General features: G+C 74.3%; 22 protein-coding genes. 12 read left to right on the forward strand and 10 right to left on the reverse strand.

Annotation, left to right across the window (positions count from 1 at the left end):
- Positions 1 to 3: 3 nt before the first annotated feature.
- Both AC3IYI_RS04790 and AC3IYI_RS04795 read left to right on the forward strand, forming a co-directional pair.
- Complete coding sequence (locus AC3IYI_RS04790; protein WP_489409016.1) at positions 4 to 903, forward strand: acyl-CoA thioesterase; 900 nt, start codon at positions 4 to 6, stop codon at positions 901 to 903.
- A 35-nt stretch (positions 904 to 938) separates the two neighbouring features.
- A complete protein-coding gene (locus AC3IYI_RS04795) occupies positions 939 to 1,352 on the forward strand; it encodes a YchJ family protein (RefSeq protein WP_489409017.1) in 414 nt (137 codons plus the stop codon).
- On the opposite strand, the gene AC3IYI_RS04800 is transcribed toward AC3IYI_RS04795, so the two are convergent.
- The gene (locus AC3IYI_RS04800; protein WP_489409018.1) at positions 1,316 to 2,191 is read right to left on the reverse strand and encodes a DUF6397 family protein; all 876 of its coding nucleotides are present in this window, start codon (positions 2,189 to 2,191) and stop codon (positions 1,316 to 1,318) included. The genes AC3IYI_RS04795 and AC3IYI_RS04800 overlap by 37 nt on opposite strands.
- 109 nt (positions 2,192 to 2,300) lie before the next feature.
- Positions 2,301 to 2,699 carry a roadblock/LC7 domain-containing protein gene (locus AC3IYI_RS04805; protein ID WP_243340556.1) on the reverse strand — a complete coding sequence of 133 codons (399 nt, stop codon included), beginning with the start codon at positions 2,697 to 2,699 and terminating at the stop codon, positions 2,301 to 2,303.
- Between the two features lie 106 nt (positions 2,700 to 2,805).
- Here AC3IYI_RS04805 and AC3IYI_RS04810 point away from each other — a divergent pair, with 106 nt between their 5' ends.
- Positions 2,806 to 3,234 carry a PPOX class F420-dependent oxidoreductase gene (locus AC3IYI_RS04810; RefSeq protein WP_489409019.1) on the forward strand — a complete coding sequence of 143 codons (429 nt, stop codon included), beginning with the start codon at positions 2,806 to 2,808 and terminating at the stop codon, positions 3,232 to 3,234.
- Between the two features lie 95 nt (positions 3,235 to 3,329).
- Here the strand turns inward: AC3IYI_RS04810 and AC3IYI_RS04815 are convergent, their stop codons facing one another.
- From AC3IYI_RS04815 to AC3IYI_RS04835, 5 genes are all read right to left on the reverse strand, one after another.
- Positions 3,330 to 3,968 carry a GTP-binding protein gene (locus tag AC3IYI_RS04815; RefSeq protein WP_489411887.1) on the reverse strand — a complete coding sequence of 213 codons (639 nt, stop codon included), beginning with the start codon at positions 3,966 to 3,968 and terminating at the stop codon, positions 3,330 to 3,332.
- On the reverse strand, positions 3,968 to 4,294 hold the full coding sequence (locus AC3IYI_RS04820) for a DUF742 domain-containing protein (RefSeq protein ID WP_254381858.1): 327 nt from the start codon (positions 4,292 to 4,294) through the stop codon (positions 3,968 to 3,970). The genes AC3IYI_RS04815 and AC3IYI_RS04820 overlap by 1 nt, the downstream gene beginning before the upstream one ends.
- A 71-nt stretch (positions 4,295 to 4,365) precedes the next feature.
- Entirely contained in the window at positions 4,366 to 4,809 is a 444-nt protein-coding gene (locus AC3IYI_RS04825; RefSeq protein WP_243340590.1) for a roadblock/LC7 domain-containing protein, read from the reverse strand.
- Complete coding sequence (locus AC3IYI_RS04830; RefSeq protein WP_489409020.1) at positions 4,809 to 7,529, reverse strand: sensor histidine kinase; 2,721 nt, start codon at positions 7,527 to 7,529, stop codon at positions 4,809 to 4,811. The genes AC3IYI_RS04825 and AC3IYI_RS04830 overlap by 1 nt, the downstream gene beginning before the upstream one ends.
- Before the next feature lie 121 nt (positions 7,530 to 7,650).
- On the reverse strand, positions 7,651 to 8,448 hold the full coding sequence (locus tag AC3IYI_RS04835) for an MHYT domain-containing protein (protein WP_489409021.1): 798 nt from the start codon (positions 8,446 to 8,448) through the stop codon (positions 7,651 to 7,653).
- A gap of 167 nt (positions 8,449 to 8,615) precedes the next feature.
- Between AC3IYI_RS04835 and AC3IYI_RS04840 the strand changes: the two genes are divergently transcribed.
- The 4 genes from AC3IYI_RS04840 to AC3IYI_RS04855 all read left to right on the forward strand — a co-directional run bounded on the left by AC3IYI_RS04840 (position 8,616) and on the right by AC3IYI_RS04855 (position 11,526).
- Positions 8,616 to 9,287, forward strand: a complete 672-nt coding sequence (locus tag AC3IYI_RS04840; RefSeq protein ID WP_489409022.1) for a class I SAM-dependent methyltransferase — start codon at positions 8,616 to 8,618, stop codon at positions 9,285 to 9,287.
- A 299-nt stretch (positions 9,288 to 9,586) separates the two neighbouring features.
- Positions 9,587 to 10,375 carry a hypothetical protein gene (locus tag AC3IYI_RS04845; protein ID WP_489409023.1) on the forward strand — a complete coding sequence of 263 codons (789 nt, stop codon included), beginning with the start codon at positions 9,587 to 9,589 and terminating at the stop codon, positions 10,373 to 10,375.
- Positions 10,376 to 10,525: 150 nt separating this feature from the next.
- Positions 10,526 to 11,005 (forward strand): SAM-dependent methyltransferase, encoded by a 480-nt coding sequence (locus tag AC3IYI_RS04850; RefSeq protein WP_489409024.1) that lies wholly within the window; start codon positions 10,526 to 10,528, stop codon positions 11,003 to 11,005.
- A gap of 122 nt (positions 11,006 to 11,127) precedes the next feature.
- Entirely contained in the window at positions 11,128 to 11,526 is a 399-nt protein-coding gene (locus AC3IYI_RS04855) for a hypothetical protein (RefSeq protein ID WP_489409025.1), read from the forward strand.
- 60 nt (positions 11,527 to 11,586) lie between these two features.
- Here the strand turns inward: AC3IYI_RS04855 and AC3IYI_RS04860 are convergent, their stop codons facing one another.
- A complete protein-coding gene (locus tag AC3IYI_RS04860; protein ID WP_489409026.1) occupies positions 11,587 to 12,186 on the reverse strand; it encodes an MOSC domain-containing protein in 600 nt (199 codons plus the stop codon).
- A gap of 19 nt (positions 12,187 to 12,205) precedes the next feature.
- Positions 12,206 to 12,388, reverse strand: a complete 183-nt coding sequence (locus tag AC3IYI_RS04865; RefSeq protein ID WP_266875995.1) for a hypothetical protein — start codon at positions 12,386 to 12,388, stop codon at positions 12,206 to 12,208.
- A gap of 250 nt (positions 12,389 to 12,638) precedes the next feature.
- Between AC3IYI_RS04865 and AC3IYI_RS04870 the strand changes: the two genes are divergently transcribed.
- Positions 12,639 to 15,599 carry a DEAD/DEAH box helicase gene (locus AC3IYI_RS04870; RefSeq protein WP_489409027.1) on the forward strand — a complete coding sequence of 987 codons (2,961 nt, stop codon included), beginning with the start codon at positions 12,639 to 12,641 and terminating at the stop codon, positions 15,597 to 15,599.
- 5 nt (positions 15,600 to 15,604) lie between these two features.
- Positions 15,605 to 16,945 (forward strand): SWIM zinc finger family protein, encoded by a 1,341-nt coding sequence (locus AC3IYI_RS04875; RefSeq protein WP_489409028.1) that lies wholly within the window; start codon positions 15,605 to 15,607, stop codon positions 16,943 to 16,945.
- A 66-nt stretch (positions 16,946 to 17,011) separates the two neighbouring features.
- Here AC3IYI_RS04875 and AC3IYI_RS04880 read toward each other — a convergent pair whose 3' ends face one another.
- Positions 17,012 to 17,494 (reverse strand): Lrp/AsnC family transcriptional regulator, encoded by a 483-nt coding sequence (locus tag AC3IYI_RS04880; RefSeq protein ID WP_489409029.1) that lies wholly within the window; start codon positions 17,492 to 17,494, stop codon positions 17,012 to 17,014.
- Between the two features lie 224 nt (positions 17,495 to 17,718).
- Here AC3IYI_RS04880 and AC3IYI_RS04885 point away from each other — a divergent pair, with 224 nt between their 5' ends.
- The 3 genes from AC3IYI_RS04885 to AC3IYI_RS04895 all read left to right on the forward strand — a co-directional run bounded on the left by AC3IYI_RS04885 (position 17,719) and on the right by AC3IYI_RS04895 (position 21,501).
- Positions 17,719 to 18,735 (forward strand): EamA family transporter, encoded by a 1,017-nt coding sequence (locus AC3IYI_RS04885; RefSeq protein ID WP_489409030.1) that lies wholly within the window; start codon positions 17,719 to 17,721, stop codon positions 18,733 to 18,735.
- Positions 18,728 to 19,918 (forward strand): amino acid aminotransferase, encoded by a 1,191-nt coding sequence (locus AC3IYI_RS04890; protein ID WP_489409031.1) that lies wholly within the window; start codon positions 18,728 to 18,730, stop codon positions 19,916 to 19,918. The genes AC3IYI_RS04885 and AC3IYI_RS04890 overlap by 8 nt, the downstream gene beginning before the upstream one ends.
- A 200-nt stretch (positions 19,919 to 20,118) precedes the next feature.
- Positions 20,119 to 21,501: a GAF domain-containing protein gene (locus tag AC3IYI_RS04895; RefSeq protein ID WP_489411888.1), complete on the forward strand. Its 1,383-nt coding sequence runs from the start codon at positions 20,119 to 20,121 to the stop codon at positions 21,499 to 21,501.
- The last annotated feature ends 11 nt before the right edge of the window (positions 21,502 to 21,512 follow it).

Below are 21,512 nucleotides of genomic sequence, written 5' to 3' on the forward strand. Positions count from 1 at the left end.
CTGATGACGAACCCCGCCGAGAGGCTGGTCGATCTGCTCGACCTGGAGCAGATCGAGGTCAACATCTTCCGGGGCGCAAGCCCCCAGGAGTCCCTCCAGCGCGTCTTCGGCGGCCAGGTGGCCGGCCAGGCGCTGGTGGCGGCCGGCCGCACCACCGAGAGCGACCGGCCCGTCCACTCCCTCCACTCGTACTTCCTGCGCCCCGGCATCCCCGGGGTGCCGATCGTGTACCAGGTGGAGCGGGTACGCGACGGGCGCTCCTTCACCACCCGCCGGGTCACCGCGGTCCAGCAGGGCAAGACCATCTTCAATCTGACCGCCTCCTTCCATCACCCGGAGGAGGGCAGCATCGAGCACCAGCTGCCTCCTCGCCATTTCCCCCATCCGGAAACGCTCCCGAAGGTCGTGGACGAGATCCGCGAGCACCTGGGCACGCTGCCGGAGGCGCTGGAGCGGATGGCCCGCCGCCAGCCCTTCGACATCCGTTACGTGGACCGGCTCCGCTGGACCCCCGAGGATCTCAAGGGCGCCGATCCGCGTAGCGCGGTGTGGATGCGCGCCGTCGGCCCGCTGGGCGACGACCCGCTCGTGCACACCTGCGCCCTCACCTACGCCAGTGACATGACCCTCCTCGACGCCGTGCGCATCCCCGTGGAACCCCTGTGGGGCATGCGCGGTTTCGACATGGCCTCGCTCGACCACGCCATGTGGTTCCACCGGCCGTTCCGGACGGACGAATGGTTCCTGTACGACCAGGAGTCGCCCATCGCGCACGGCGGCCGGGGCCTGGCCCGCGGCCGCATCTACGACCTCGAGGGCAGGCTGCTGGTGTCGGTGGTCCAGGAGGGGCTCTTCCGTCCCTACGGCGCCAAGGCCTCCAGGCCGGCCGTGTCCCCGCAGTAGTAGTCCCTCCCCTCCCCGAAGAACTGAGTGCCTTCATGCCCACCCCGGCTCCCGCTCCGGCCCTCCCCTGCCCCTGCGGCCTGCCCGCCGCCTACCCGGAGTGCTGCGGCCGCTTCCACTCCGGCGAGCGGCAGGCGCCCACCGCCGAACTGCTGATGCGCTCCCGCTTCAGCGCCTTCGCCGTCGGCGACACCGCCTACCTCCTGCGCTCCTGGCACCCGTCGACCCGGCCGGGCGTGCTCGACCTGGATCCCGGGCAGCGCTGGGAACGGCTGGAGATCCTGGCCACCGAGCGCGGCGGGATGTTCGAGACGGAGGGGGCGGTGGAGTTCCGGGCGCACTACCGCGAGGGCAGGCACACCGGCTCGCTGCACGAGCACAGTTCCTTCGCCCGGGAGAACGGGGCCTGGGTCTACGTCGGCCCCCTCTCCCCCGTCGACTTCGACTGACCCCTCGCTCCGGTCAGGGCGAAGTCGAGGCTGGTGCGGTACCAGCCGATCTCGTCCGGTGGCCCGGCTCTCAGCAGCCGGGCCGCCACCTCGGCGGCTGCCGCGACCTGCGGGTGCCCGTAGGGCGGGGGCGGGGCGAGTACCCCGAGCAGGATCCGCTCGGCCGCGTCGGGCACGGCCCTGCGCACGTCGTCCTCGGGGAGCACGGAGGCCAGTACGGCAGCCCGCTCCCAGGGGTCGGCGGTCCGTCTCAGCAAGAGCCCGACATGCCGCTCGCGCCACTTCCGGGGTCGCAGATCGGCCCTGAACTCGATCAGCTCCCGGTCCCCCGGCGGCGCGCTCCCGCGGAGCATTCCGGGCTCGCGGGCCGCGAAGTCCCGTAGCTCCGCGGTCAGATAGAGCCACACCACCGCCCGGTAGCGGTTGATCCGGTATCCCACCGGAGTGAGGTGCCCGCAGCGTGCGAGCCGGGTGAACCGGCTCGGGCCGACCCCCAGGACGGCGGCCGCGGCCTCCGCTCCCGCGACCGTCTCCACGCGCTCGCGCAGCACGTCCGGGAATCCCCCGGCCGACCGGACCCGGTCGAGCTCGGTCCGGGTGTACCGCGCTGCCCCGGCGGCCCCTTGGGGCCCGGCCCGTACGAGGCCCAGCTGGACGGCGCGGGCGAACTCGCTGCGGCTCAGCCCCAGTTCTCCTGCGGCCCGCCCGCCGCCCATCAGCCCGGCCGCCTCTTCACACCCCGCCACCACGGATGCCGCCATCGCCGTCGGCGGTGCCTGGACCGTCTGTGGCATCCCGGCCATGGCGGTCATCGCAGCCATCGAAATCATCGCGGTCATCGTGCTCTCCCCACCAGAGTGATTACTGTGTGTGAAGAACGTTACTCAGAGCAACGGCACGGCGCAGAGCCTGTGGACAACTCGGAAAGGGCGGACTGCGCCGCCCGCCTCAGCCGCCGGTGATCCGCCGCTCCGCGACACCCAGGTGCTCGCCCACCCGGTTCACCAGCAGCGTCATCTCGTACGCCACGTGCCCGATGTCGGCCTCGGAGGCGCTCAGCACGCACAGGCAGCTGCCCGCACCCGCCGCCATGACGAAGAGGACCCCGTCGTCGTACTCGACCATCGTCTGACGGACCTCACCGGCCCTGAAGTGCCGCCCCGAGCCCTTCGCCAGGCTCTGCAGCCCCGCCGCGACGGCCGCCAGGTGCTCCGCGTCCTCCCGTGCCAGCCCCGCGCTCGCGCCCGTCACCAGGCCGTCGTTGGACAGCACCACCGCGTGCCGCACCTGCTGCACCCGCCGCGTCAAGTCGTCCAGCAGCCAGTCCAGCTGCTTGTCCAGCGCCATATACAGTCCCTCCCCGTCGACGCGGCCGGACCGGCCGCGCCCCACCCCGCATAGTCGTGCCGCCAGCCTTCCCCACCAGCGGCTTTCCGGCAAGGAGGATGGACCCATGGTGAAGAAGATGACTCAAGAGGAATGGCGGGAGTTCGTCTCCCGCTCCACCCGCACCGGGAAACTGTCCACGGTCCGTGAGGACGGAAGCCCTCACATCGCTCCCATCTGGTTCGTTCTCGACGGCGATTCCTTCGTGTTCAACACCGGGAAGGACACCGTCAAGGGGCGCAATCTGGCCCGTGACGGCCGCGTAGCGCTCTGCGTGGACGACGACCGGCCGCCCTTCTCCTACGTCGTCCTCCAGGGCCGGGCACAGATCAGCGAGGACCTGGACGAGATGCTCCCCTGGTCGACCAGGATCGGCGCCCGCTACATGGGAGAGGAGCACGGCGAGGCCTTCGGCCGCCGCAACGCCGTCCCCGGCGAACTCCTCGTGCGGGTCGGCATCGACAAGGTGATCTCGGCCGCCGGCGTGGCCGACTGACCGCACCTCCCGCCCCGCCCCGCAACACCCGCACAACCCCGCATGACCAAGCACGACCCGCACGCCCCCGCACCGCCCCTTCGCCGCGGGCCGGTTCACACCGAGTCGGCCCGCGGTTCCACCGACTCCAGCAACCGCGCCGTGTGCACCCGTCCCGCGTACTCCACCAGCCGGATCAGCACTTCCTTCCCCGAGTCCTTGTCCCGTGCGTCGCACAGCACCACCGGCGTCCCCTGATCCAGGTCCAGCGCCCGCGCGACCTCGTTCGAGGCGTACCGCCGCGCGTTCGCGAAGCAGTTGACGGCCACCACGAAGGGGATCTTGCGGTGTTCGAAGTAGTCCACCGCCGGGAAGCAGTCCTCCAGCCGCCGCGTGTCGGCGAGGACCACCGCGCCCAGCGCACCCTGCGACAGCTCGTCCCACAGGAACCAGAACCGGTCCTGTCCCGGGGTCCCGAACAGGTAGAGCGACAGCCCCGACCTGATCGTGATCCGCCCGAAGTCCATGGCCACGGTGGTCGTCGTCTTCTGGTCGACGCCGCCCGTGTCGTCGACCAGCTCCCCGGCCTCGCTGAGCAGCTCCTCCGTCCGCAGCGGCCGGATCTCGCTGACCGAGCCGACCAGGGTCGTCTTCCCGACGCCGAAGCCGCCCGCCACGAGTATCTTCAGCGCGAGCGCCGCCAGTTCCTCTCCGCCCTCGGCGGCCGGCGACGGCCCGTTGTCGTGCAGTCCCATCACAGCGCTCGCAATCCCTCGATGACTTCACGCAGAATCCGCTCGTCCGGCAGCTGTGCGGGCGGCACCGGCCGGCTGACCTTGACGTGCCCGGCCTCCAGCAGGTCCCCCAGCAGTACGCGCACCACGCCCACGGGCAGGTCCGCGTCCGCCGCGAGCTCGGCCACCGACTGGGTCTCGTCGCGGCACAGGCCGAGCAGCGCGCGGTGTTCCGGTCCCAGCAGCGACTCGGCCGCCTCGTCCGTTCCCGCCGGGTCCACGACGACCAGCGCGATCAGGTCGAAGCGGACCCCGTGGGGTCCCGGCTTCGTGCGTCCGCCGGTCATGGCGTACGGACGGACGAGGGGGCCCGCGTCGGCGTCGTACCACCGGCCGTTCGTGCTCAAGGCCGCCGCCCTCAACCGGCGGCCGGCGGCCGCGCCGCGAACCGGGCCGGGGTGTACAGGTGCTCGCCGACCCGCTTGACCAGCCGGGCCATCTCGTAGGCGATCAGCCCCATGTCGGCGCCGGCCCCGCTGAGCACGGCGAGGCAGGAGCCGTCTCCGGCGGCGGCCACGAAGAGGAAGCCCTCGTCCATCTCCACCATCGTCTGGCGCACGCCCCCGGCGTGGAAGTGCCGGCCCGCGCCCTTCGCCAGGCTGTGGAAGCCCGAGGCCACGGCCGCCAGGTGCTCGGCGTCCTCCCGGCTGAGCGCACTGGAAGCGCCCACCGCCAGGCCGTCGTTGGACAGGACCACGGCGTGCCGGACCTCGCGCACCCGGACCACGAGGTCGTCCAGGAGCCAGTCGAGTTCGCCCGACCTGCGGACGCCGTCGAGGTCGATCCTCTGATGTTCGATCATCATCGTGCTCCTTCGCCTTCGCCAGTACTGCCTGTGCCGCCGCCGCCCGTATCGCCCGCGCCCCCCGTGCCCCCCGCACGCCCCGGACCGTCCGCGCCGGCTTCGCCGCTCGCCTGTGTGCCCCGCACCCAGCCCGCCCGGTACGCCGCCATCCGCTCGCGCGCCTGCTCGGGGCTGCGGCCGGGCGGTGCCTCCGCCTCCCGGACACCGGCCGGGGCTTGGGGGGCGGGGGCTTCGCGCAGCTGCGGGACGAGGCTCGCCTGCCGGACCCGGCGCGGCAGTTCGGTGACCGAGGCAGCCGGGCCCGAGGAGGCCGGTCCCGAAGAGGCCGGGCCCGAGGGAGCCGCCGGAGCCGCCGCGACCGCCGGGGCGGGCGTACGGGGAACCGCGCCCGCGGAGCCGCGCGGCCTCAGCGGAGCCACCGGGGAGGGCCGGGGCTCCTCCCGTACGGGGCTCCGGTCCGGGACCGGGACCCCGCGCACGTCGTCCCGTACGACGCTGATGGCCTGGGAAGGCTCCCGCAGCCGCTCCCGGACCGGTTCGGTGACCGGCTGCGGAGCCGGGGCCGCGGGTGCCTGCTCCTCGGGCTGCGGGGAGGCGGCCGTGAGGGCGCCCTGGAGCAGGGAGTTGGGGAGCAGCACCACCGCGGTGGTGCCGCCGTACGGTGACATGCGCAGGTGCACCTTCACCCCGTGGCGGGCCGAGAGGCGGCTGACCACGAAGAGCCCGAGCCGGTCGCTGTCGAAGAGGTCGAGCGCCTCGGACTGCTCGATGCGCCGGTTGGCCTCCTGGAGGGATTCGCGGCCCATGCCGAGCCCCCGGTCCTCGACCTCCAGGACGTAGCCGGCGCCGACGGGCTCCCCGCTGACCCGGACCTTGGTGTGGGGCGGGGAGAACTGGGTGGCGTTCTCGATGAGTTCGGCGAGCAGGTGGGTGAGGTCGGCGACGGCTCCGCCGACGACGGCGGCCTCGGCGAGCTGACGGACCTCGACGCGCGGGTAGTCCTCGATCTCGGAGACGGCGGCCCGTACGACGTTCGTCAGCGGGATCGGCATCCGCCAGGCGCGCCCGGGGGCGGCGCCCGAGAGGATGATCAGGCTTTCCGCGTGCCGCCGCATCCGGGTGGTGAGGTGGTCGAGGCGGAAGAGGTCGCCGAGTTCGTTCGGGTCGTCGGCGCGCCGCTCCATCGAGTCGAGCAGGGTGAGCTGCTTGTGCACCAGGACCTGGCTGCGCCGGGCGAGGTTGACGAAGACCCCGCTCACGCCGCTGGCCAGTTCGGCGCGTTCGACGGCGGCGCTGAGCGCGGCCCGGTGGACCGTGGCCAGGGCCTCGCCGACCTGGGCGATCTCGTCGTCGGCGGCCGGTCCCCGCGGGGTTTCGGCGGACACGTCGATGTCCTGGCCGGCCCGCAACCGGTCCATGGCCTGCGGGAGTTTGCGGTGCGCGATCTCCAGCGCGGTGTTGCGCAGCGAGACCAGCTCGACGACGAGGGCCCGGCCGATGCGGACCGAGATGACGAGCGAGGCGGCCACGGCGGCCAGGCCCAGGACGACGGCGGCTCCGGCGGGACTCAGCGCGCCCGCGCCGAACGGGTCGGTGCGGTCCGCGGACGCCGCGTGGGCGGCGTCCGTGATCTCCCGCATCGAGCCGGCGACGGAGGTGTACGCGGCCTCCCAGCCGGAGGGCGGGCCGGCGGGCCCGGATCCGGAACCGGCCGCGGCGGCCAGCGCCCGGTCCTCGGCCCCGGTGAGGTCGGCGTAGGCGGCGCTCTTGGCCACGGACTGCCAGGCGTCCTGCTGGGCGGCGGGCAGGTCCCGGGCGGCGGAGGCGGTCAGGGCCCGGCGGGTCTCGACGGCGCCGGTCAGCCGGCGAAGCGTTTCGGCGGTGCGCGGCCCCGGGGCCGTCAGCAGGGCGTCCTCGCGCGACAGTTGTTCCCCGGCCCGCGCGAACTCCAGCAGGACCCGGGCGTCGACGCCCAGTTCGGCGTCCTGGCCGCCTCCGGAGAGGGCGCCGCCGACCTCCAGCGCCGCGTCGATCACCCGGGTGTACGTCTCGTAGGCCGCTTCCGGGGTCGCCCGGTGCTCGGCGACGTCCTTGCGCGCCGGGCCCAGCCCCTCCGCGGCGGCGACGAAGGCGCGCAGCCGGATGACGATCTCGGTGCGGTAGTCGCCGGAGTCGGCCACGGTGTTGCTCTCGCCGAGCCGCAGCGAGCGTACGGCTCCGTCGGTGCGGCGGGCCTGCTCGTCCAGTGCGGCGGCCTGGCCGGGGGCCTGGGCGGCGGCCGCCTGACCGCTGGTGGGGTCGGCCAGCAGCCGTACGGCCGTGCGCCGTTCGGCCTGCAAGGCGGTGACGGCGGTCTCGACCGGGGCCCGCAGTTCCCGGTCGACGCGCTGGGCGCGACTGAGGCGGGCGACGTCCTGGGCCGCGTCGACGGTCGCGAAGGCCCAGAGGGCGAGCAGGGAGACCACCGGCACCATCAGCAGCGAGACGATCTTCGCCCGTACGGTGGCGGGGCGCAGCCGCAGGCGCGGACCGCGGCCACCGCCCCCGGCCGCGCCGGGTATCGCCGTGAGCACGCCGGAGGCCGCGCGCTGCGTCGGCTCCTCGGCGGGCGGTCCGGCGTGTGCCCGGCGGCCCGGCCCCTTGCCGCCGCCACCCGCCGGCGCGGGCGCGGGCGGCCGCGACGCCGCTGCTTCCGGTGTTCTGCGGGGTCTGCGCATGGGCTCCTCGTTCCGGGCGGTGCGTACGGACGTGACGATCGCGGGGGCGGTGGCGGTGGGGGGGCGCGGTGGCGGGGGCGTGGTGGCGGGCATCAGCGGCGGCCAGGGTCGCGGAGGCGCCCTAGCCGGTCGGGGCGGTGGCACCCCGCTCTCCCAGGCGCAGGTCGGCGGAGGCCATCGCGGAGGCCTCCCGCTCGTCGGCGGTCGGCGAGAGGGCGACGAACGCGGAGGTGATGAAGAGGTAGGAGCCGAGGCCGACGGCGAGCGGGAAGATGAACTGCATGGCGGTGACGCCCGGCAGGGCCTCGTCCGTGGGGGTGACCTCGACGGCGACCGCGAGCATGCCGGTGTAGTGCATGCTGCTGACGGCGGCGCCCATGACGAGCGAGGCGACGGCGACGGCCACGGGGGACTTGATGTTGAGGGCCGCCCACAGTGCGGCCGTGGCCGCGACGACCGCGATGGCGACGGAGAGCCCGACCGTGAGCGGCGCGTAGGAGACCGAGCCGTGCAGGCGCAGGGCGGCCATGCCGAGGTAGTGCATGCTGGCGACGCCGAGGCCGGTGGTGAGGCCGCCGAGGACGAGGGCCCGGCCGCGGTCCTTCCCGTAGCCGACGGCGAAGACTCCGGCGCCGACGACGATCATCGCGACGAGGAGGCTGAGGATGGTCAGCGGCACGTTGTAGCGGATTTCGGTCCCGGTGACGTGGAATCCGAGCATGGCGACGAAGTGCATCGTCCAGATCCCGGTGCCGATGGCCGAGGCCGCCGTGAGGAGCCAGTTGCGGCGGGAGGCGCCGGTCGTCGCGGCGAGCGCGCGAACGGTGCAGCGCAGCCCGAGGGCGGCGCCGATCGAAGCCATCACGTATGACAGCGCGGGGGTAAGCCAGCCATAGGCGGCGTGGTCCAGGTGTCCCATGGCCACGGAAGCTAGTCCGGGTGAGGGAGCGAACACGGGCAGCATTTCGAAAGCCACTGGAACTGCTGGAATATGACAGAGATACGTTCATCTTCGATCACGCCACGTACCACCTTGCACACGTTCCGCAGGCATGTGCCGGAGCCGCGGTGAGGGATCATGGGCACATGAGCGAAGACCGCACACAGGACCACGCCCAGGACCGGCCACAGGACCCGGCTCGGGACCGGCCCCGGGACCAGTCGCGGGACCGCGGCCACGTCCAGGAGTTCTTCGGGGCGCGCGCGGCCGGCTGGGACCGCAAGTTCCCCGGGGACGCGCCCGCCTTCGCCACCGCCGTGGGCGAGTTCGGACTGCGTCCCGGGGACCGGGTGCTCGACGCGGGCTGCGGCACCGGTCGGGCGCTGACCGCGCTCCGCGCGGCCGTCGGCCCGTCGGGAACGGTGCTGGGCGCCGACGTCACTCCGCAGATGCTGACCGCCGCGCACGAGGCCGGCCGGGACGCGGACGGCGCCCTGCTGCTGGCGGACGTGGCCCGGCTGCCGCTGCGCGACGGAGCGCTGGACGCCGTCTTCGCCGCCGGCCTCGTCGCCCATCTGCCCGACCCCGGGGCCAACTTGCGCGAGCTCGCCCGCGTGGTCCGCCCGGGCGGCGGGCTCGCGCTGTTCCACCCGATCGGCAGGGCGGCCCTCGCGGCGCGGCACGGCCGCGAGCTGACCCCGGACGACATGCGCGCCGAGCACAACCTCGGCCCGCTCCTGGCCGGTTCGGGCTGGCAGCTGACCTCGTACGCCGACGAGGACACCCGGTTCCTCGCACTGGCGGTCCGCACCCCCTGACCAACGAAGGCCCTACGTCGGCCACGTGCCCGGGGCCGGCCGGCGCGGCACTGCCCGCCGCGGCCCGCGGCCGGTCGGCACAGGACGATCAGACCGGTGACGGCGGCGGGGCGAGTGGCCCCTGCCGACGCGTCCCGCCGTCCCCTGGGCGCGCCGTCGTCGGCGGCGAGCCGGTTTCCGTGGCGGGCGGCCGGCCCTCCGTGCAGGTGGCGGGCTTGGAAATCGCTTCCCGTCAGCTCTCGACGCGGTGGTTACTCGCTGGTTAGGGTGCGCCGACGAGAGAACGACCGGGAGGCCACGTGTCCGAAGAGGAGGACGGCGGGTCGCTGTACGTGCTGACCGCCGTGCTGCTGACCCCCGCGCAGTTCCCGAGCATCCTGGGTGACGATTATCCCGAGGCCTGCTCGCTGCTCGGCGTTGCGCCGGCGGCCGCCGGGTACGGCCTGGTGCTGGGGCAGGACGAGGAGGGCGCGCGCTGGACGGTCGTGGTCGACGACGTCTCGCTCGTGGCCATGGCCATCGCCTCGTGGGACTGCGGGATGGAGTACGACCTGTCCCCCGACGAACGGTCCATCGTGGTCTCGCTGGCGGGCTGGCCGCTGGCGCTCGCGGTGGCCACCGACGGGATCCCCGATCCGCACGATCCCGAGCAGGGCGCGGACGGCACCGGGCGGGTACCGCTGGCCCCGCCGTCGGCCGAGGCCTGGGGTCCGGTGCAGCGGCGGATGGGCGCCGACCAGATAGCCCGGGAGTGGGCCGACTGGAGCGAACGCGTAGCCACGGACGGCGGGGCCGCCGCTGCCGCGCACCCGGGGCTGGCGCGGGCCTTGGAGGAGGCCCTGGGGTACACGCAGAGCCCGCCGCCGCCCGGCAGGGTGCGGTCGTCCTTCGCGGGCGACGAGGCGCGGACGCTGCGCGTCGACGGGCCGGGGTGGTCGCTGGTGGCCCGCACCGGCGGGGCCGCCTTCGTCCTGCTGGACGAGGAGCCGAGCGAGGTGCTGGCCGTACCGCACGAGGCGCACGGGGAACTTCCGGAGCTGTCGGAGCTGCTGGCGGCGTTGGACCGGGTCGCGGTGCGGCCGGCCTGAGCGGGGCCGGGGTGGGGCTGGTCGGGTTGAGGTTGGCTCGGCTGGATTGGGATGGGCTGGATTGGGATGGGATGGGATGGGGTGCCGTGCGCCGGCGAGGCGCGTGCGGTGTGCAGTGTCTGAGCTGGGTGCGAGGGGGAGGATGTGCTGATGGATCCGGTGGAAGTGGTCCCGGTGGGCGTGGTGGTGGGCGGCCGCGCGGCGGTCGTCGACGACGACTGGGGGCGGGAGACGGCGGTGATCCGCCTGGACCCGGAGCAGTTCGGTCCGCAGGCCCTGTACGGACTGGAGGACTTCTCGCACGTCGAGGTGGTCTTCCACTTCGACCGAGTGCCGGAGGACAAGATCGAGACGGGGGCGCGGCGCCCCCGGGGCAATCCGGACTGGCCGCTCGTCGGCATCTTCGCCCAGCGCGGCAAGAACCGCCCCAACCGGCTGGGCCTCTCGCGCTGTCGCGTCCTGAAGGTGGACGTGCTGGCGGCTGACGGCCCGGAGCTGCACGTGGAAGGGCTGGACGCGGTCGCGGGCACTCCGGTGCTCGACCTCAAGCCGTACATGACGGAATTCGGCCCGCGCGGCGAGCACCGCCAGCCGGAGTGGGCGACGGAGCTGATGCGCGACTACTACTGAGTCGCGCGGGGCGGGACGGGGCGCCGAGTGTAGGCTCCGAGATTCCGTGAGCACGTGCGGCAGGCCGCAACGGGAAGCTCGCGAACAGGGCCGGGCGTTGGGCGAGCCGACAGGAGTGCGCCATGGCTGTGGTGACCCGCTTGGTCACTTACACCGATCTGCACGTCGCCGCTACGAGCTCACAGCAGCTGTCGGTGTCGGCGCGGCTGGAGGCCGAACTCGCGGACGGCCGCCGTGTGGTGTTGCTCGACGATCGCGGCTGGAGCAGCTCGGGCCCGTCCGGCATCCCCGCGCTGACCTCCGCCGAGGACATCGAGGAGACGGCCCGGACGGTGGTCGGGCCGGACGAGCCCTTCGGCGGCAGGACGCAGGAGCAGATGGCGGCCGGACACGGGGGCTATCTGGCCGGCGTCCTCGGGCAGCACGGGGTGGACGTGCCTGCGCACCAGCTGGAGCGGCTGCCCCACGACGTGGTGCTCAGCGAGCGCCTGCGTGCGTGGATCGGCTGCGAGAGCGGCTGACAGACCCGGCGCCCGTTTGCCGGGCCTGACGCGGCCCGGCCGGGCCGTGGGCTCGGTGGGTCAGACTCGCTCGAGGGGGATGTGCGGGGTCGGGGGGAGGGTGACCTCGATGGCGTCGCCGGGGTGGATGGTGCCGCCCCGGTGGACCACGCCCATGATTCCGGCCTTGCGGAGCACGTTGCCCTCGTCGTCCCGGCCCACCACCTGCTTGAGCAGCCCGTGCTGGAAGGTGTCGATCTGCTGGCACGGATTGCGCAGCCCGGTCACCTCGACCACCGCGTCCGCACCGAGGCGCAGCAAGCTGCCGGTCGGCAGGGCGAGCAGGTCTATGCCCTCGGTGGTGACGTTCTCCCCGAGCTGGCCCGGCTCGACCCGGTGGCCGGCCTCGGCCACCTCCTCGAAGAGCTCCCGGTGAATCAGGTGCACCTGCCGGAGGTTCGGCTGCGTGGGGTCCTGGGCCACGCGGGAACGGTGCTTGACCGTGACCCCCGCGTGAACGTCTCCCTCGACCCCGAGCCCCTCGAGGAGCGTGATGCTCTCGCGTGTGGGCTTGGTGAACGAATAGACCCCGTTGCTGCTGACCGCCGCGACCTGCGCCACGCCCGCCGCGCCCGCCGTATTCGCCGTATTCGCCGTATTCGCCGTATTCGCCGTGCTCATGGTTGCCCCCCTGCCGCCGTCAGCGGCCGATCTGCTTCCTGGATATGCCCCGCAGCCTACGGCGCTGCGAGGAGTCCAACAGCAGGTAGGCGGCCACAGGAACACCGATCAGGACCAGCAGTCCGGCCCAGAACCCGACCGCCCAGAACAGGACGATGGCTGCCACCACACCGGCAACCGCGATCTTTCCGCTCGTGGACATCTGCGGCACCCTCTTTCTCCGTCGGCCACTACCCCACACAACGCGCGTTCCCGCCGCCGCGTTCCCGCCCCCGCATTTCCGCTCGCGCGCTTCTCCCGGCACGTTTCCGCCCCTACGTTTCCGCCCGTACGTTTCCGATCGCGCGAACGCCGACGAAGTGACCCGGGTCACGGTGTCGCCGCGAGCCGGGGCAGCCGCGGGTGGGTTACCCTCGGCCACCCTGTATTCGGTAGTCAAGTTTGAGGAATGCGTGCTCCCGACGATCTCCGGCCTCATCCCGTGCTCCGCCGTCTTCCTCCCCGCCGAACCGGCCCGCGACGGCCGTGTCGCCTTCTGGCGGGCGGACCCGGCCGAGGGCCTCCACCTGGACGGCCAGGGCGCCGCCGAGCAGCTCACCATCGTCACGCCCGATCTGCGGCGCACCACGGTGACGGCCCTCGTCCTGCCCCTCGCCGAAGCCCTGCCCCTGCTCACCCGGGTCCGGGCCGCCGAATCGGCCGGCGCCGCGCCCTTCTGGGGCGCCGCCGCCCTGCTGGCCCTGCGCTTCGCCGCCCGCGGGCTGCTGCTGCCGGGACTGAGCCCCGCCGGGTACGACGCCTGGCGGCTCGGGCCGCTTGGCGCCGCCGACCTGGAGGAGGTCCGGGAGCTGGCGGCGGCCATGCCGCCCAACGCGCACTGCGTACCCGTCGACCCCGGCGTACCCGCCGACCCCCGTGCCCCCGCCGACCCCGGTGCCCCACCGCTGCTGCCCGCCCCGGAGCCGCTGCTGCGCGCCTTCCTCGACGCCGTCGCCGACACCCTGCCGCGCTCCCCCGCCGCACCCGCCGCCGCCGGCGGCCCCGCCTTCGCCGCCCGCCCGGCCCGGCTCCACCCCGAGCTTCGCGACTGGGCCGCGGAGGTCGCGGCCGGGCACGACGCCGGAGTACGGGTCTCGCTCCGCATCGAGGTGGACCCGGACGCCGAACCCCCCGTCTTCCGCGCCGTCCTGCAGATGCACGGCCTCGCGGACGCCACCCTCGTCGCGGACGCCGCCGACGTCTGGGCCGGCTCCGGGCCCGCAGCGGCCGCCTTCCCGCCCCGCGCCCGTCTGGACGCCCTCCGGGCCCTGCGCCGGGCCGCCCGCCTGTGGCCGCCGCTCGCGCCGCTGCTCGGCGCCGCCGTCCCCGACGCGGTGCACCTCGCCGACGAGGAGGTCGCGGAGTTGCTCGGGGAGGCCTCCGGCGCCCTGGCGGCCGACGGGGTGCAGGTGCACTGGCCGCGCGGGCTCGCCCGTACGCTCACCGCGCGGGCCGTCGTGGGCCGGCCCGCCACCGGCTCCGGTCTGCCCGGCCTGGCCGGCCCGCTCTCCACCGCCTCCGCACACCCCGTCGGCTGGCGCTACGCCCTGGGCGGCCAGGGCGATCTGACCGCCGACGAACTGGACCGGCTCGCCGAGGCGAAGCGGCCCCTGGTCCGGCTGCGCGACCAGTGGGTCCTGATCGATCCCGCCGCGGCCCGCCGGGCCCGGGCCCTTGCCCGCCAGGACCACGAGGTGACGGCCGCCGACGCGCTGGCCGCCGTACTGACCGGCTCGGCGGAGCTCGACGGCACGCGGTACGACGTAGAGGCCACCGGTGCGCTGGAACGGCTCCGCACGCTCCTCACCGCCGACCCCGAGCGTGCGGCCCCAGAGCCCGCGGACCCCGGGCACGCAGACCGCGGGCACGCAGACGCCGCGCACCCCGCCCCGGAGCCCGCCGCCGCGCCGGCGGCCGACGTACAGGCTCCGGCCACCCTCCGCGCCACCCTGCGCGACTACCAGCTCCGCGGCCTGCGCTGGCTCGCCCGGCTGACCGGGCTCGGCTTCGGAGCCTGCCTCGCCGACGACATGGGTCTGGGCAAGACCGTCACGCTGATCGCGCTCCACCTGCACCGCCAGGAGCACGGGCACGAGGGCCCGACGCTGGTGGTCTGCCCGGCCTCGCTGCTGGGCAACTGGCAGCGGGAGATCGAGAGGTTCGCCCCCGGCACGCCGGTGCGCCGCTTCCACGGCTCGGGCCGCGACCTCGAAGGGCTGACCGACCGACCCGCCGGGGGATTCGTCCTCACCACCTACGGAACCATGCGCCTGGACGCGCCCCGGCTCGCCGCCGTGCACTGGGGCATGGTCGTCGCGGATGAGGCCCAGCACGTCAAGAACCCGCGCTCCTCGACCGCCAAGGCCCTGCGCACCCTCCCCTCGGCCGCCCGCGTGGCCCTCACCGGCACCCCGGTCGAGAACAACCTGTCCGAGCTGTGGGCCGTCCTCGACTGGACCACGCCCGGCCTGCTCGGCCGTCTCGGCACCTTCAGCACGCGCTACGCCGAGCCGGCCGAAAGCGGCCGCGACCCGCTGGCTGCGGCCCGACTCGGAGCGCTGGTCAGACCGTTCCTGCTCCGCCGCAAGAAATCCGATCCCGGAATCGCACCCGAACTGCCGCCCAAGACCGAGACCGACCACGCCGTGTCCCTGACCCGCGAGCAGGCCGGGCTGTACGAGGCGGTCGTGCGGGAGACCCTCGCGGCGATCGCCGGGGCGGACGGGATGGAGCGCCGCGGGCTCGTCGTGAAGCTGCTGACCTCGCTCAAGCAGATCTGCAACCACCCCGCGCAGTACACGAAGGAGCAGCACGGCTCGAAGGAGGCCACCGGGGCGGCCTCCGGCAAGCTGGAACTCCTCGACGAGCTGCTCGACACGATCCTCGCCGAGGGCGGCTCGGTGCTGGTCTTCACGCAGTACGTGGCGATGGCCCGCATCATCGAACGCCATCTCGTCGGGCGCGGCATCGCGTCCCAACTGCTCCACGGGGGCACGCCCGTTCCGCGCCGCGAGGAGCTCGTGGACCGCTTCCAGGCGGGCGAGGTGCCCGTGTTCCTGCTCTCCCTCAAGGCCGCCGGCACCGGCCTCAACCTCACCCGCGCCGGCCACGTCATCCACTACGACCGCTGGTGGAACCCGGCCGTCGAGGAACAGGCCACCGACCGCGCCTACCGGATCGGCCAGACCCAGCCCGTCCAGGTCCACCGCATCATCGCCGAAGGCACCGTCGAGGACCGGATCGCCGAACTCCTGGAACGCAAAAGGGCCCTGGCCGATGCCGTGCTGGCGGGCGGAGAAGCCGCGCTGACCGAACTGAGCGACGCGGAGCTGGCGGAACTCGTCGCGCTCCGCCCGACCGCCTCCGGGGAGTGACACGGATGAACGCCAAGGACCCGTACGCCGGGGACCCGTACGAGAAGGACGCGTACGCGAAGGACCCGTACGAGAAGACCTTCCCGCCGCTCCCGCCCGCCCCCGGCCGCGGCTTCGCCCGCACCTGGTGGGGCCATGCCTGGCTGCGCGCCCTGGAGGACAGCGCGCTCGACGGGCAGCAGGTCAAGCAGGGTCGGCGGTACGCGCGTTCGGGCGCGGTCGGAGCCGTGTCCGTACGGCCGGGCGGGCTGACGGCCGTGGTGCGCGACCCGGACGGGACGGCGCACCGGACGGACGTGCTGGTGCAGGAGTTCACGGAAGCGCAATGGGACCGGCTGCTCGGGCTGGCGGCCGCCGAGTCCGGCCACATCGCGGCGCTGCTCGACCGGGAGGTACCGCCTGAGCTCACGGAGGACGCGGCGGCGGCCGGGGTGGAGCTGCTGCCCGGGATCGGCGACCTCGACCCGCGCTGCGACTGCGACGAGTGGGACCACTGCCCGCACACGGCGGCCCTCTGCTACCAGGTGGCGCGGCTGCTGGACCAGGACCCCTTCGTGCTGTTGCTGCTGCGCGGGCGCGCGGAGGCCGGCCTGATGGCGGAGTTGGAGGAGCGCAGCACGGCGGAGGCGGAAACAGGATCTCCGCATTCCGCCGCCGACGTCGGCATCCCCGCGTCCGAGGTGTACGCGGAGGCTGCCGCCCTGCCCCCGCTGCCCCCGCCCGCGCGGCTGCCGGACGCGCCGGGCCAGCCTCCGACGCTGGACACGGAGACGGGGACGGAGCCGCCGGGCCTGGACGTGGACGGTGTGGAGTTCCTGGCACAGGCGGCCGCGACGCAGGCGTACCTGCTGCTCGCGGAGGCGCTCGCTCCGGCTCACGCGGAGCGTGCCCCGCAGCCCGAGCCCACGATCGCGCACGACGCCGTACGGCTCACGGCGCAGGCCCACGACCTTCGGGTCCGCTCCCGCCTGTCGGCGGCTGCCGACAGGGACCGGGCCGCCATGGACCGGGCCGTACTCGCCTGGGGCTTCGGCGGGGCACAGGCCGTCGCGGTACTGGAGGAGGACTGGACCCCGGACCGGGCGTCGCTCGCCCGGGCCCGGGCCGCGCTGGCGTCCGCCTGGTCCGACGGGGCGGGCGCCTACACCGACGCCGACCCGGCCCCCGCCCCCGTGCTGCGCCGGGTTCGCGCCCGCTGGACGGAGCCGGGCGGCGACCGGCAGCTCCGGCTGGGCCGGGAGGGCCGCTGGTGGCCGTACCACAGCTCGGCGGGCCACTGGCTCCCGGCGGGCCCGTCCTGCCCGGACCCGGCGTCGGCGCTGGCGGCGCTGGACCCGGAGGACTGAAGGGTGCCGTGGTAGGGCCCCTCGGTCCCGCGCGAGCAGGCCGCCGAGCCGCTCCCTCGCGCGGTGTCAGAGGCGGCGCGCCGAGGTGCCCGGGGTGGGGCGGGGGTACGTCCGGGATTGTTTGACACTGCCGAAGGCGAAGCTCGACTCGATCGAGGCGATGCCGGGGATGGCGTGGATGCGGTCGCGCACCAGGGACTCGTAGGCCTCCAGGTCCTCGATGACGACCCGGAGCAGGTAGTCGCTGCTTCCCGCCATCAGGTAGCAGTCCTGGATGTGCTCGATGAGCCCGACGTGCTCCTCGAAGACGCGGACCGCCGGCGCCGTGTGGCGTTCCAGGCGGATCCGTACGAAGACGGTGATCGGCAGCCCGAAGGCGACCTGGTCGACCACGGCCGTGTAGCCGCGGATCAGGCCGGCCTCCTCCAGCCGCCGGACCCGCCGCAGACAGGGCGAGGGGGAGAGCCGGACCCGGTCGGCGAGGTCCTGGTTCGACAGCCGTCCATCGGCCTGCAATTCCCGGATGATCTGCAGATCGACTGCGTCCACGGCCACTCCTTGGCAGATTCTGCCCCAAACGTATGTCCAGGAGGCAGAACTGGCAATCGACTGCCCCGCCCGAGGCCCTAGCGTTGCGGTTGTACGGAAACCCGTACGCACTTGCCGTACGCGCTACCCCTGCGTACCTCCCGTACGTCCTTCCCGTGGGGACTTCCCGTACGCACCCCCGTACGGGAAGCCCCCACCCGGGCCCCAGAGCTGGAGCAACCTCCTTGGCCGCCATCGACACCCCGGCCGCGGCCCCTCCCCGGGCCCCTGGCCGAGCGCTCGCCCACCGGTTCTCCCCGCAGAGCGTGGGCATGGCGGCACTGCTGGTGACCGTGGCGATCTGGGCCGCCTTCGCGCTCAGCGCCCGCGCCCTGAGCGCCTCCTCCCTGCTGCCGGCCGACGCCGCCCTGCTGCGCTTCGGCGTCCCGCTCGTGGTGCTGGCACCCGCCCTGTGGCGGCGTCGGCGCCGCATCGCGGCGGTGCGGCCGGGCGCCGCCGCCAAGATCGTCTGCGGGGCGGGGGTCCCGTTCTTCCTGGCGGCGATGCACGGCGGTGCCCTGACCTCCGCGGCCTTCGTCGGTTCGATCGTGCCCGGCATGGTCCCGCTGTTCGTCTCCGCGCTCATGGTCGGCCGCGGGCACCGCGCTCCCCGCGGCACGCAGGCGGCCGGGCTCGCGCTGATCGCGGTCGGCGTGGCCGCCCTCGTCTGGCGCTACGTGGTCCCGGTGGACGCGGACGTACTGGAGGGCGCAGGCACGCTCCTGGTGGCCAGCGGCCTGTGGGCGCTGTACACGGTGGGGCTGAAGGAGGTCGATCTCGATCCCGTCGGCTCGATCGGCCTGCTCTGCCTGCCCTCGTTCGCCGTCATCGGACTCCTCGTCCTGACCGGGGTACTCCCCACGGGCCTCGCACAGGCCGCCGGAGCCGACATCGCGCTGTTCCTCGTCGTGCAGGGGCTCGGGGTCGGGCTCTGCGCCGGCCTGCTGTACGCCTTCGCCATCCGCAGGCTGGGCGCCGAGCGCAGCTCGGTCGTCGGAAGCCTCAGCCCCGTCGCCGTCGTCCTGCTCGCCGTCCCGGTGCTGGGCGAGTCACCGACCGCCGCCGTCCTCGTCGGCGTCCCGCTCATCACCGCCGGCGTCGTCCTGGCCAACCGCCGCCCCCGGCTCCCGGTACAGCCCGACACCCAGCCCCAGCCCCAGCCCCAGCCCCAGCCCCGACCCGAGGTTCCCGCAGATGCTTGAGCTCCTCCCGCCGCCGCCCGCCGACCCGCTGTGGGTACTGACCGACGAGTTCGGCGCCGACGAGCGGCCCGAGCGGCTCAACCTGGTCCTCGGCGTCTACCGCGACGAGACCGGGCGCACCCCCGTCATGGCCGCCGTGCGTGAGGCCGAGATCCGCCTCGCCGAGCGCTCCGCGTCCAAGGAGTACCGGGGGCTCTCCGGCAACACCGCCTTCAACCGGGCCCTGCTCGCGATGGTGCTCGGCACCGGCCGGGGCGGTCCGACCGAACGGGCCGCCGCCGTCCAGACCGTCGCGGGCTCCGGGGCCCTGCGGCTGCTGGCCGACCTGATCTGCCGCACCCGCCCCGGCGCCACCGTCTGGATCAGCGAACCGGCGTACGTCAACCACCGGCCCATCCTGGAGGCCGCCGGGCTGAAGGTGCGCGGCTACGGCTGGCGCGACGCCGAGGGCGGCTTCGACACGGAGGGCGTCCTGCGGGAGCTGGCCGGCGCCGGTCGCGACGACGTGGTCCTGCTCCAGGGCTGCTGCCACAACCCCACCGGGGTGGACCCGCTCCTGGACGACTGGGAGGCACTCGCCGAGTCGGCCGTCAGCGGCGGCTGGATCCCCTTCGTCGACCTCGCCTACCACGGGCTCGGCGACGGCCTTGAGGCCGACCTGGTGCCCACCCGGATGCTGGCCGCGCGCGTGCCGGAGATGCTGATCGCGGTCAGCTGCTCGAAGAACTTCGGCCTCTACAGCGACCGTGTCGGCGGCGCGATCGTCCTCGGCGCCTCGGCCGGGGCGGCGCGGCACGCCGAGACGGCCCTGCAGAACGCCGCCCGGACCCAGTACTCGATGCCGCCCGAGCACGGCGCCGCCGTCGTCACGGCGATCCTGGAGGACGACGGGCTACGGGCCGCCTGGCGCGCGGAACTGGACCTGATGCGCAGCCGGATCACCACCAACCGGGCCGTGCTGACCGCCGGTCTCAGCGCGCTCGGCCGGGCCGGCGAGGCGCGGACGCTCGCCCGGCAGAAGGGGATGTTCTCGATGCTGCCCCTGACCGGGCAGCAGATGCTGCGGCTGCGCACGGAGTTCGCGATTTACGGCACGGCCTCGGGGCGCATCAACATCGCGGGCATCCCGGAACACCGCATCCCCTGCCTCGCGCGGGGCGTCGCGGCGGTCATGGGCCACTGAGCCCGCCTGCCGCGGCTCCGGCCGGGGCGGGTTTCGGCTTCGGCCGGGGCGGGTTTCGGCAGGGTCGGGTTCGGCGGGGTCGGGTTTCGGCAGGCGCATGCCGACGTACTGGCCGACGTACCGCTTGCCGACCCACCGGGCCGGTACGACGATGGGGCGCTCCGGGTACCGAGGCACCGCGAGAGGGCGACATGGGCGACATGGGCGATCCATCGGTGGCTCTGCCGGGCGGAGCCGACCCCGCCGAGCGGACGCGGGAACTACGGCGGGCCCACGCCGCGTTCACCCAGGACGGGCGGGTCGAGGCCCCGGTGCGGGCGGTCATCGCGAGGTCCTGGCGCCGCTGCGCCCGGGCCCGGGTCAGCCCGGAGTGCGTGCCGCGGGTGGAGCTGTCCGGCGCGGAACTGCGGTCGTACCGGGAGCAGCACCCGCTGGCCCGGGTGCTGCCGCTGTTCCGGGAACTCGTGGGGGCCTTCGCCTCGGACGGGGCCCATCTGCTGGCGGTGTGCGACGCGCGGGGCAGCCTGCTCTGGGTGGAGGGCGAACCCGCCACGATGCGGCGCGCGGAGGGCCTCGGCTTCGTGCCGGGTGCCCGCTGGGCGGAGACGGCGATGGGGACCAACGCCCCCGGCACGGCGGTGGCGGTCGGGGAGCCGGTCCAGGTCTTCGGCGCCGAGCACTTCAGCCGTCGGGTGCATCCGTGGACCTGCGCGGCGGCTCCGGTCCGCGATCCGCGCACCGGAAGGCTGCTCGGCGCCGTCGACGTCACCGGGGGCGACTGGCTGGCCCATCCGCACTCCCTGGCCTTCGTGCGGGCCGTGGCGTACGCGGCGGAGGCCCGGCTCGCGCTGCTGGATCCGGCGCCCCGGGTTCCCGGGGACCGCCTCACCGCGCTCGGCCGCGACGAGGCGCTGCTGACCGGCGGTGACCGTGAGGTCCGGCTCGGGCGGCGGCACAGCGAGATCATGGCGCTTCTCGCGCACCATCCGGAGGGGCTGTCGGGGGAGGAACTGGCGATCGCCCTGTACGAGGACGAGTCGGTGTCGCCGGTGACCCTGCGCGCCGAAATGTCACGGCTGCGCGGCCTGTTGGGGACCCGGGCCCCGCTCTCCCGCCCGTACCGCACGGCCGCGCCGCTGGAGGCCGATTTCACCGCCGTCACCCGCCACCTGGCCTCGGGCGCCGTCTCGGCCGCGCTGGCCCGCTACCCGGGCCCGCTGCTGCCCGCCTCCACGGCGCCCGCCATCGTCCGGCTCCGGCGCCGCATCGAGGAGCAGGCGCGGGCCGCCGTGATCGCGCGGGCCGACCCGGGGCTGCTGACCGACTGGGTGTGCAGCCCGTGGGGCGCGGAGGACGCCGAAGTCTGGCGGGCCCTGGCGGCCGTACTCCCGGCTGCCGGCCGGACGGCCGCGCTGGCCCGCGTACGGGCCCTCGACGCGGAACTCGGCGTACCACCACAGGACGTGCCGGGCAACGGGCAGGGGCCCCGGCGCACCGCGCAGGAGAGGTCCACCACCCCACCACCTCCCGGGGCCCGTTCACCGCGCGGCCGTGCAACGTACCGGCAACCTGCCCGCCCCTAGCCTCACGGCGA

The sequence above is a fragment of the Streptomyces sp. GL_148 genome (assembly GCF_057834205.1).

Coding starts and splice junctions, on each gene's coding strand:
- AC3IYI_RS04840 (WP_489409022.1), top strand. CDS start 8,616: ATGAGCGAAGACCGCACACAGGACCACGCCCAGGACCGGCCACAGGAC.
- AC3IYI_RS04805 (WP_243340556.1), bottom strand. CDS start 2,699: ATGGCGCTGGACAAGCAGCTGGACTGGCTGCTGGACGACTTGACGCGG.
- AC3IYI_RS04875 (WP_489409028.1), top strand. CDS start 15,605: ATGAACGCCAAGGACCCGTACGCCGGGGACCCGTACGAGAAGGACGCG.
- AC3IYI_RS04890 (WP_489409031.1), top strand. CDS start 18,728: ATGCTTGAGCTCCTCCCGCCGCCGCCCGCCGACCCGCTGTGGGTACTG.
- AC3IYI_RS04855 (WP_489409025.1), top strand. CDS start 11,128: ATGGCTGTGGTGACCCGCTTGGTCACTTACACCGATCTGCACGTCGCC.
- AC3IYI_RS04835 (WP_489409021.1), bottom strand. CDS start 8,448: ATGGGACACCTGGACCACGCCGCCTATGGCTGGCTTACCCCCGCGCTG.
- AC3IYI_RS04860 (WP_489409026.1), bottom strand. CDS start 12,186: ATGAGCACGGCGAATACGGCGAATACGGCGAATACGGCGAATACGGCG.
- AC3IYI_RS04865 (WP_266875995.1), bottom strand. CDS start 12,388: ATGTCCACGAGCGGAAAGATCGCGGTTGCCGGTGTGGTGGCAGCCATC.
- AC3IYI_RS04800 (WP_489409018.1), bottom strand. CDS start 2,191: ATGACCGCGATGATTTCGATGGCTGCGATGACCGCCATGGCCGGGATG.
- AC3IYI_RS04830 (WP_489409020.1), bottom strand. CDS start 7,529: ATGCGCAGACCCCGCAGAACACCGGAAGCAGCGGCGTCGCGGCCGCCC.
- AC3IYI_RS04790 (WP_489409016.1), top strand. CDS start 4: ATGACGAACCCCGCCGAGAGGCTGGTCGATCTGCTCGACCTGGAGCAG.
- AC3IYI_RS04795 (WP_489409017.1), top strand. CDS start 939: ATGCCCACCCCGGCTCCCGCTCCGGCCCTCCCCTGCCCCTGCGGCCTG.
- AC3IYI_RS04820 (WP_254381858.1), bottom strand. CDS start 4,294: ATGACCGGCGGACGCACGAAGCCGGGACCCCACGGGGTCCGCTTCGAC.
- AC3IYI_RS04895 (WP_489411888.1), top strand. CDS start 20,119: ATGGGCGATCCATCGGTGGCTCTGCCGGGCGGAGCCGACCCCGCCGAG.
- AC3IYI_RS04810 (WP_489409019.1), top strand. CDS start 2,806: ATGGTGAAGAAGATGACTCAAGAGGAATGGCGGGAGTTCGTCTCCCGC.
- AC3IYI_RS04825 (WP_243340590.1), bottom strand. CDS start 4,809: ATGATCGAACATCAGAGGATCGACCTCGACGGCGTCCGCAGGTCGGGC.
- AC3IYI_RS04815 (WP_489411887.1), bottom strand. CDS start 3,968: ATGGGACTGCACGACAACGGGCCGTCGCCGGCCGCCGAGGGCGGAGAG.
- AC3IYI_RS04850 (WP_489409024.1), top strand. CDS start 10,526: ATGGATCCGGTGGAAGTGGTCCCGGTGGGCGTGGTGGTGGGCGGCCGC.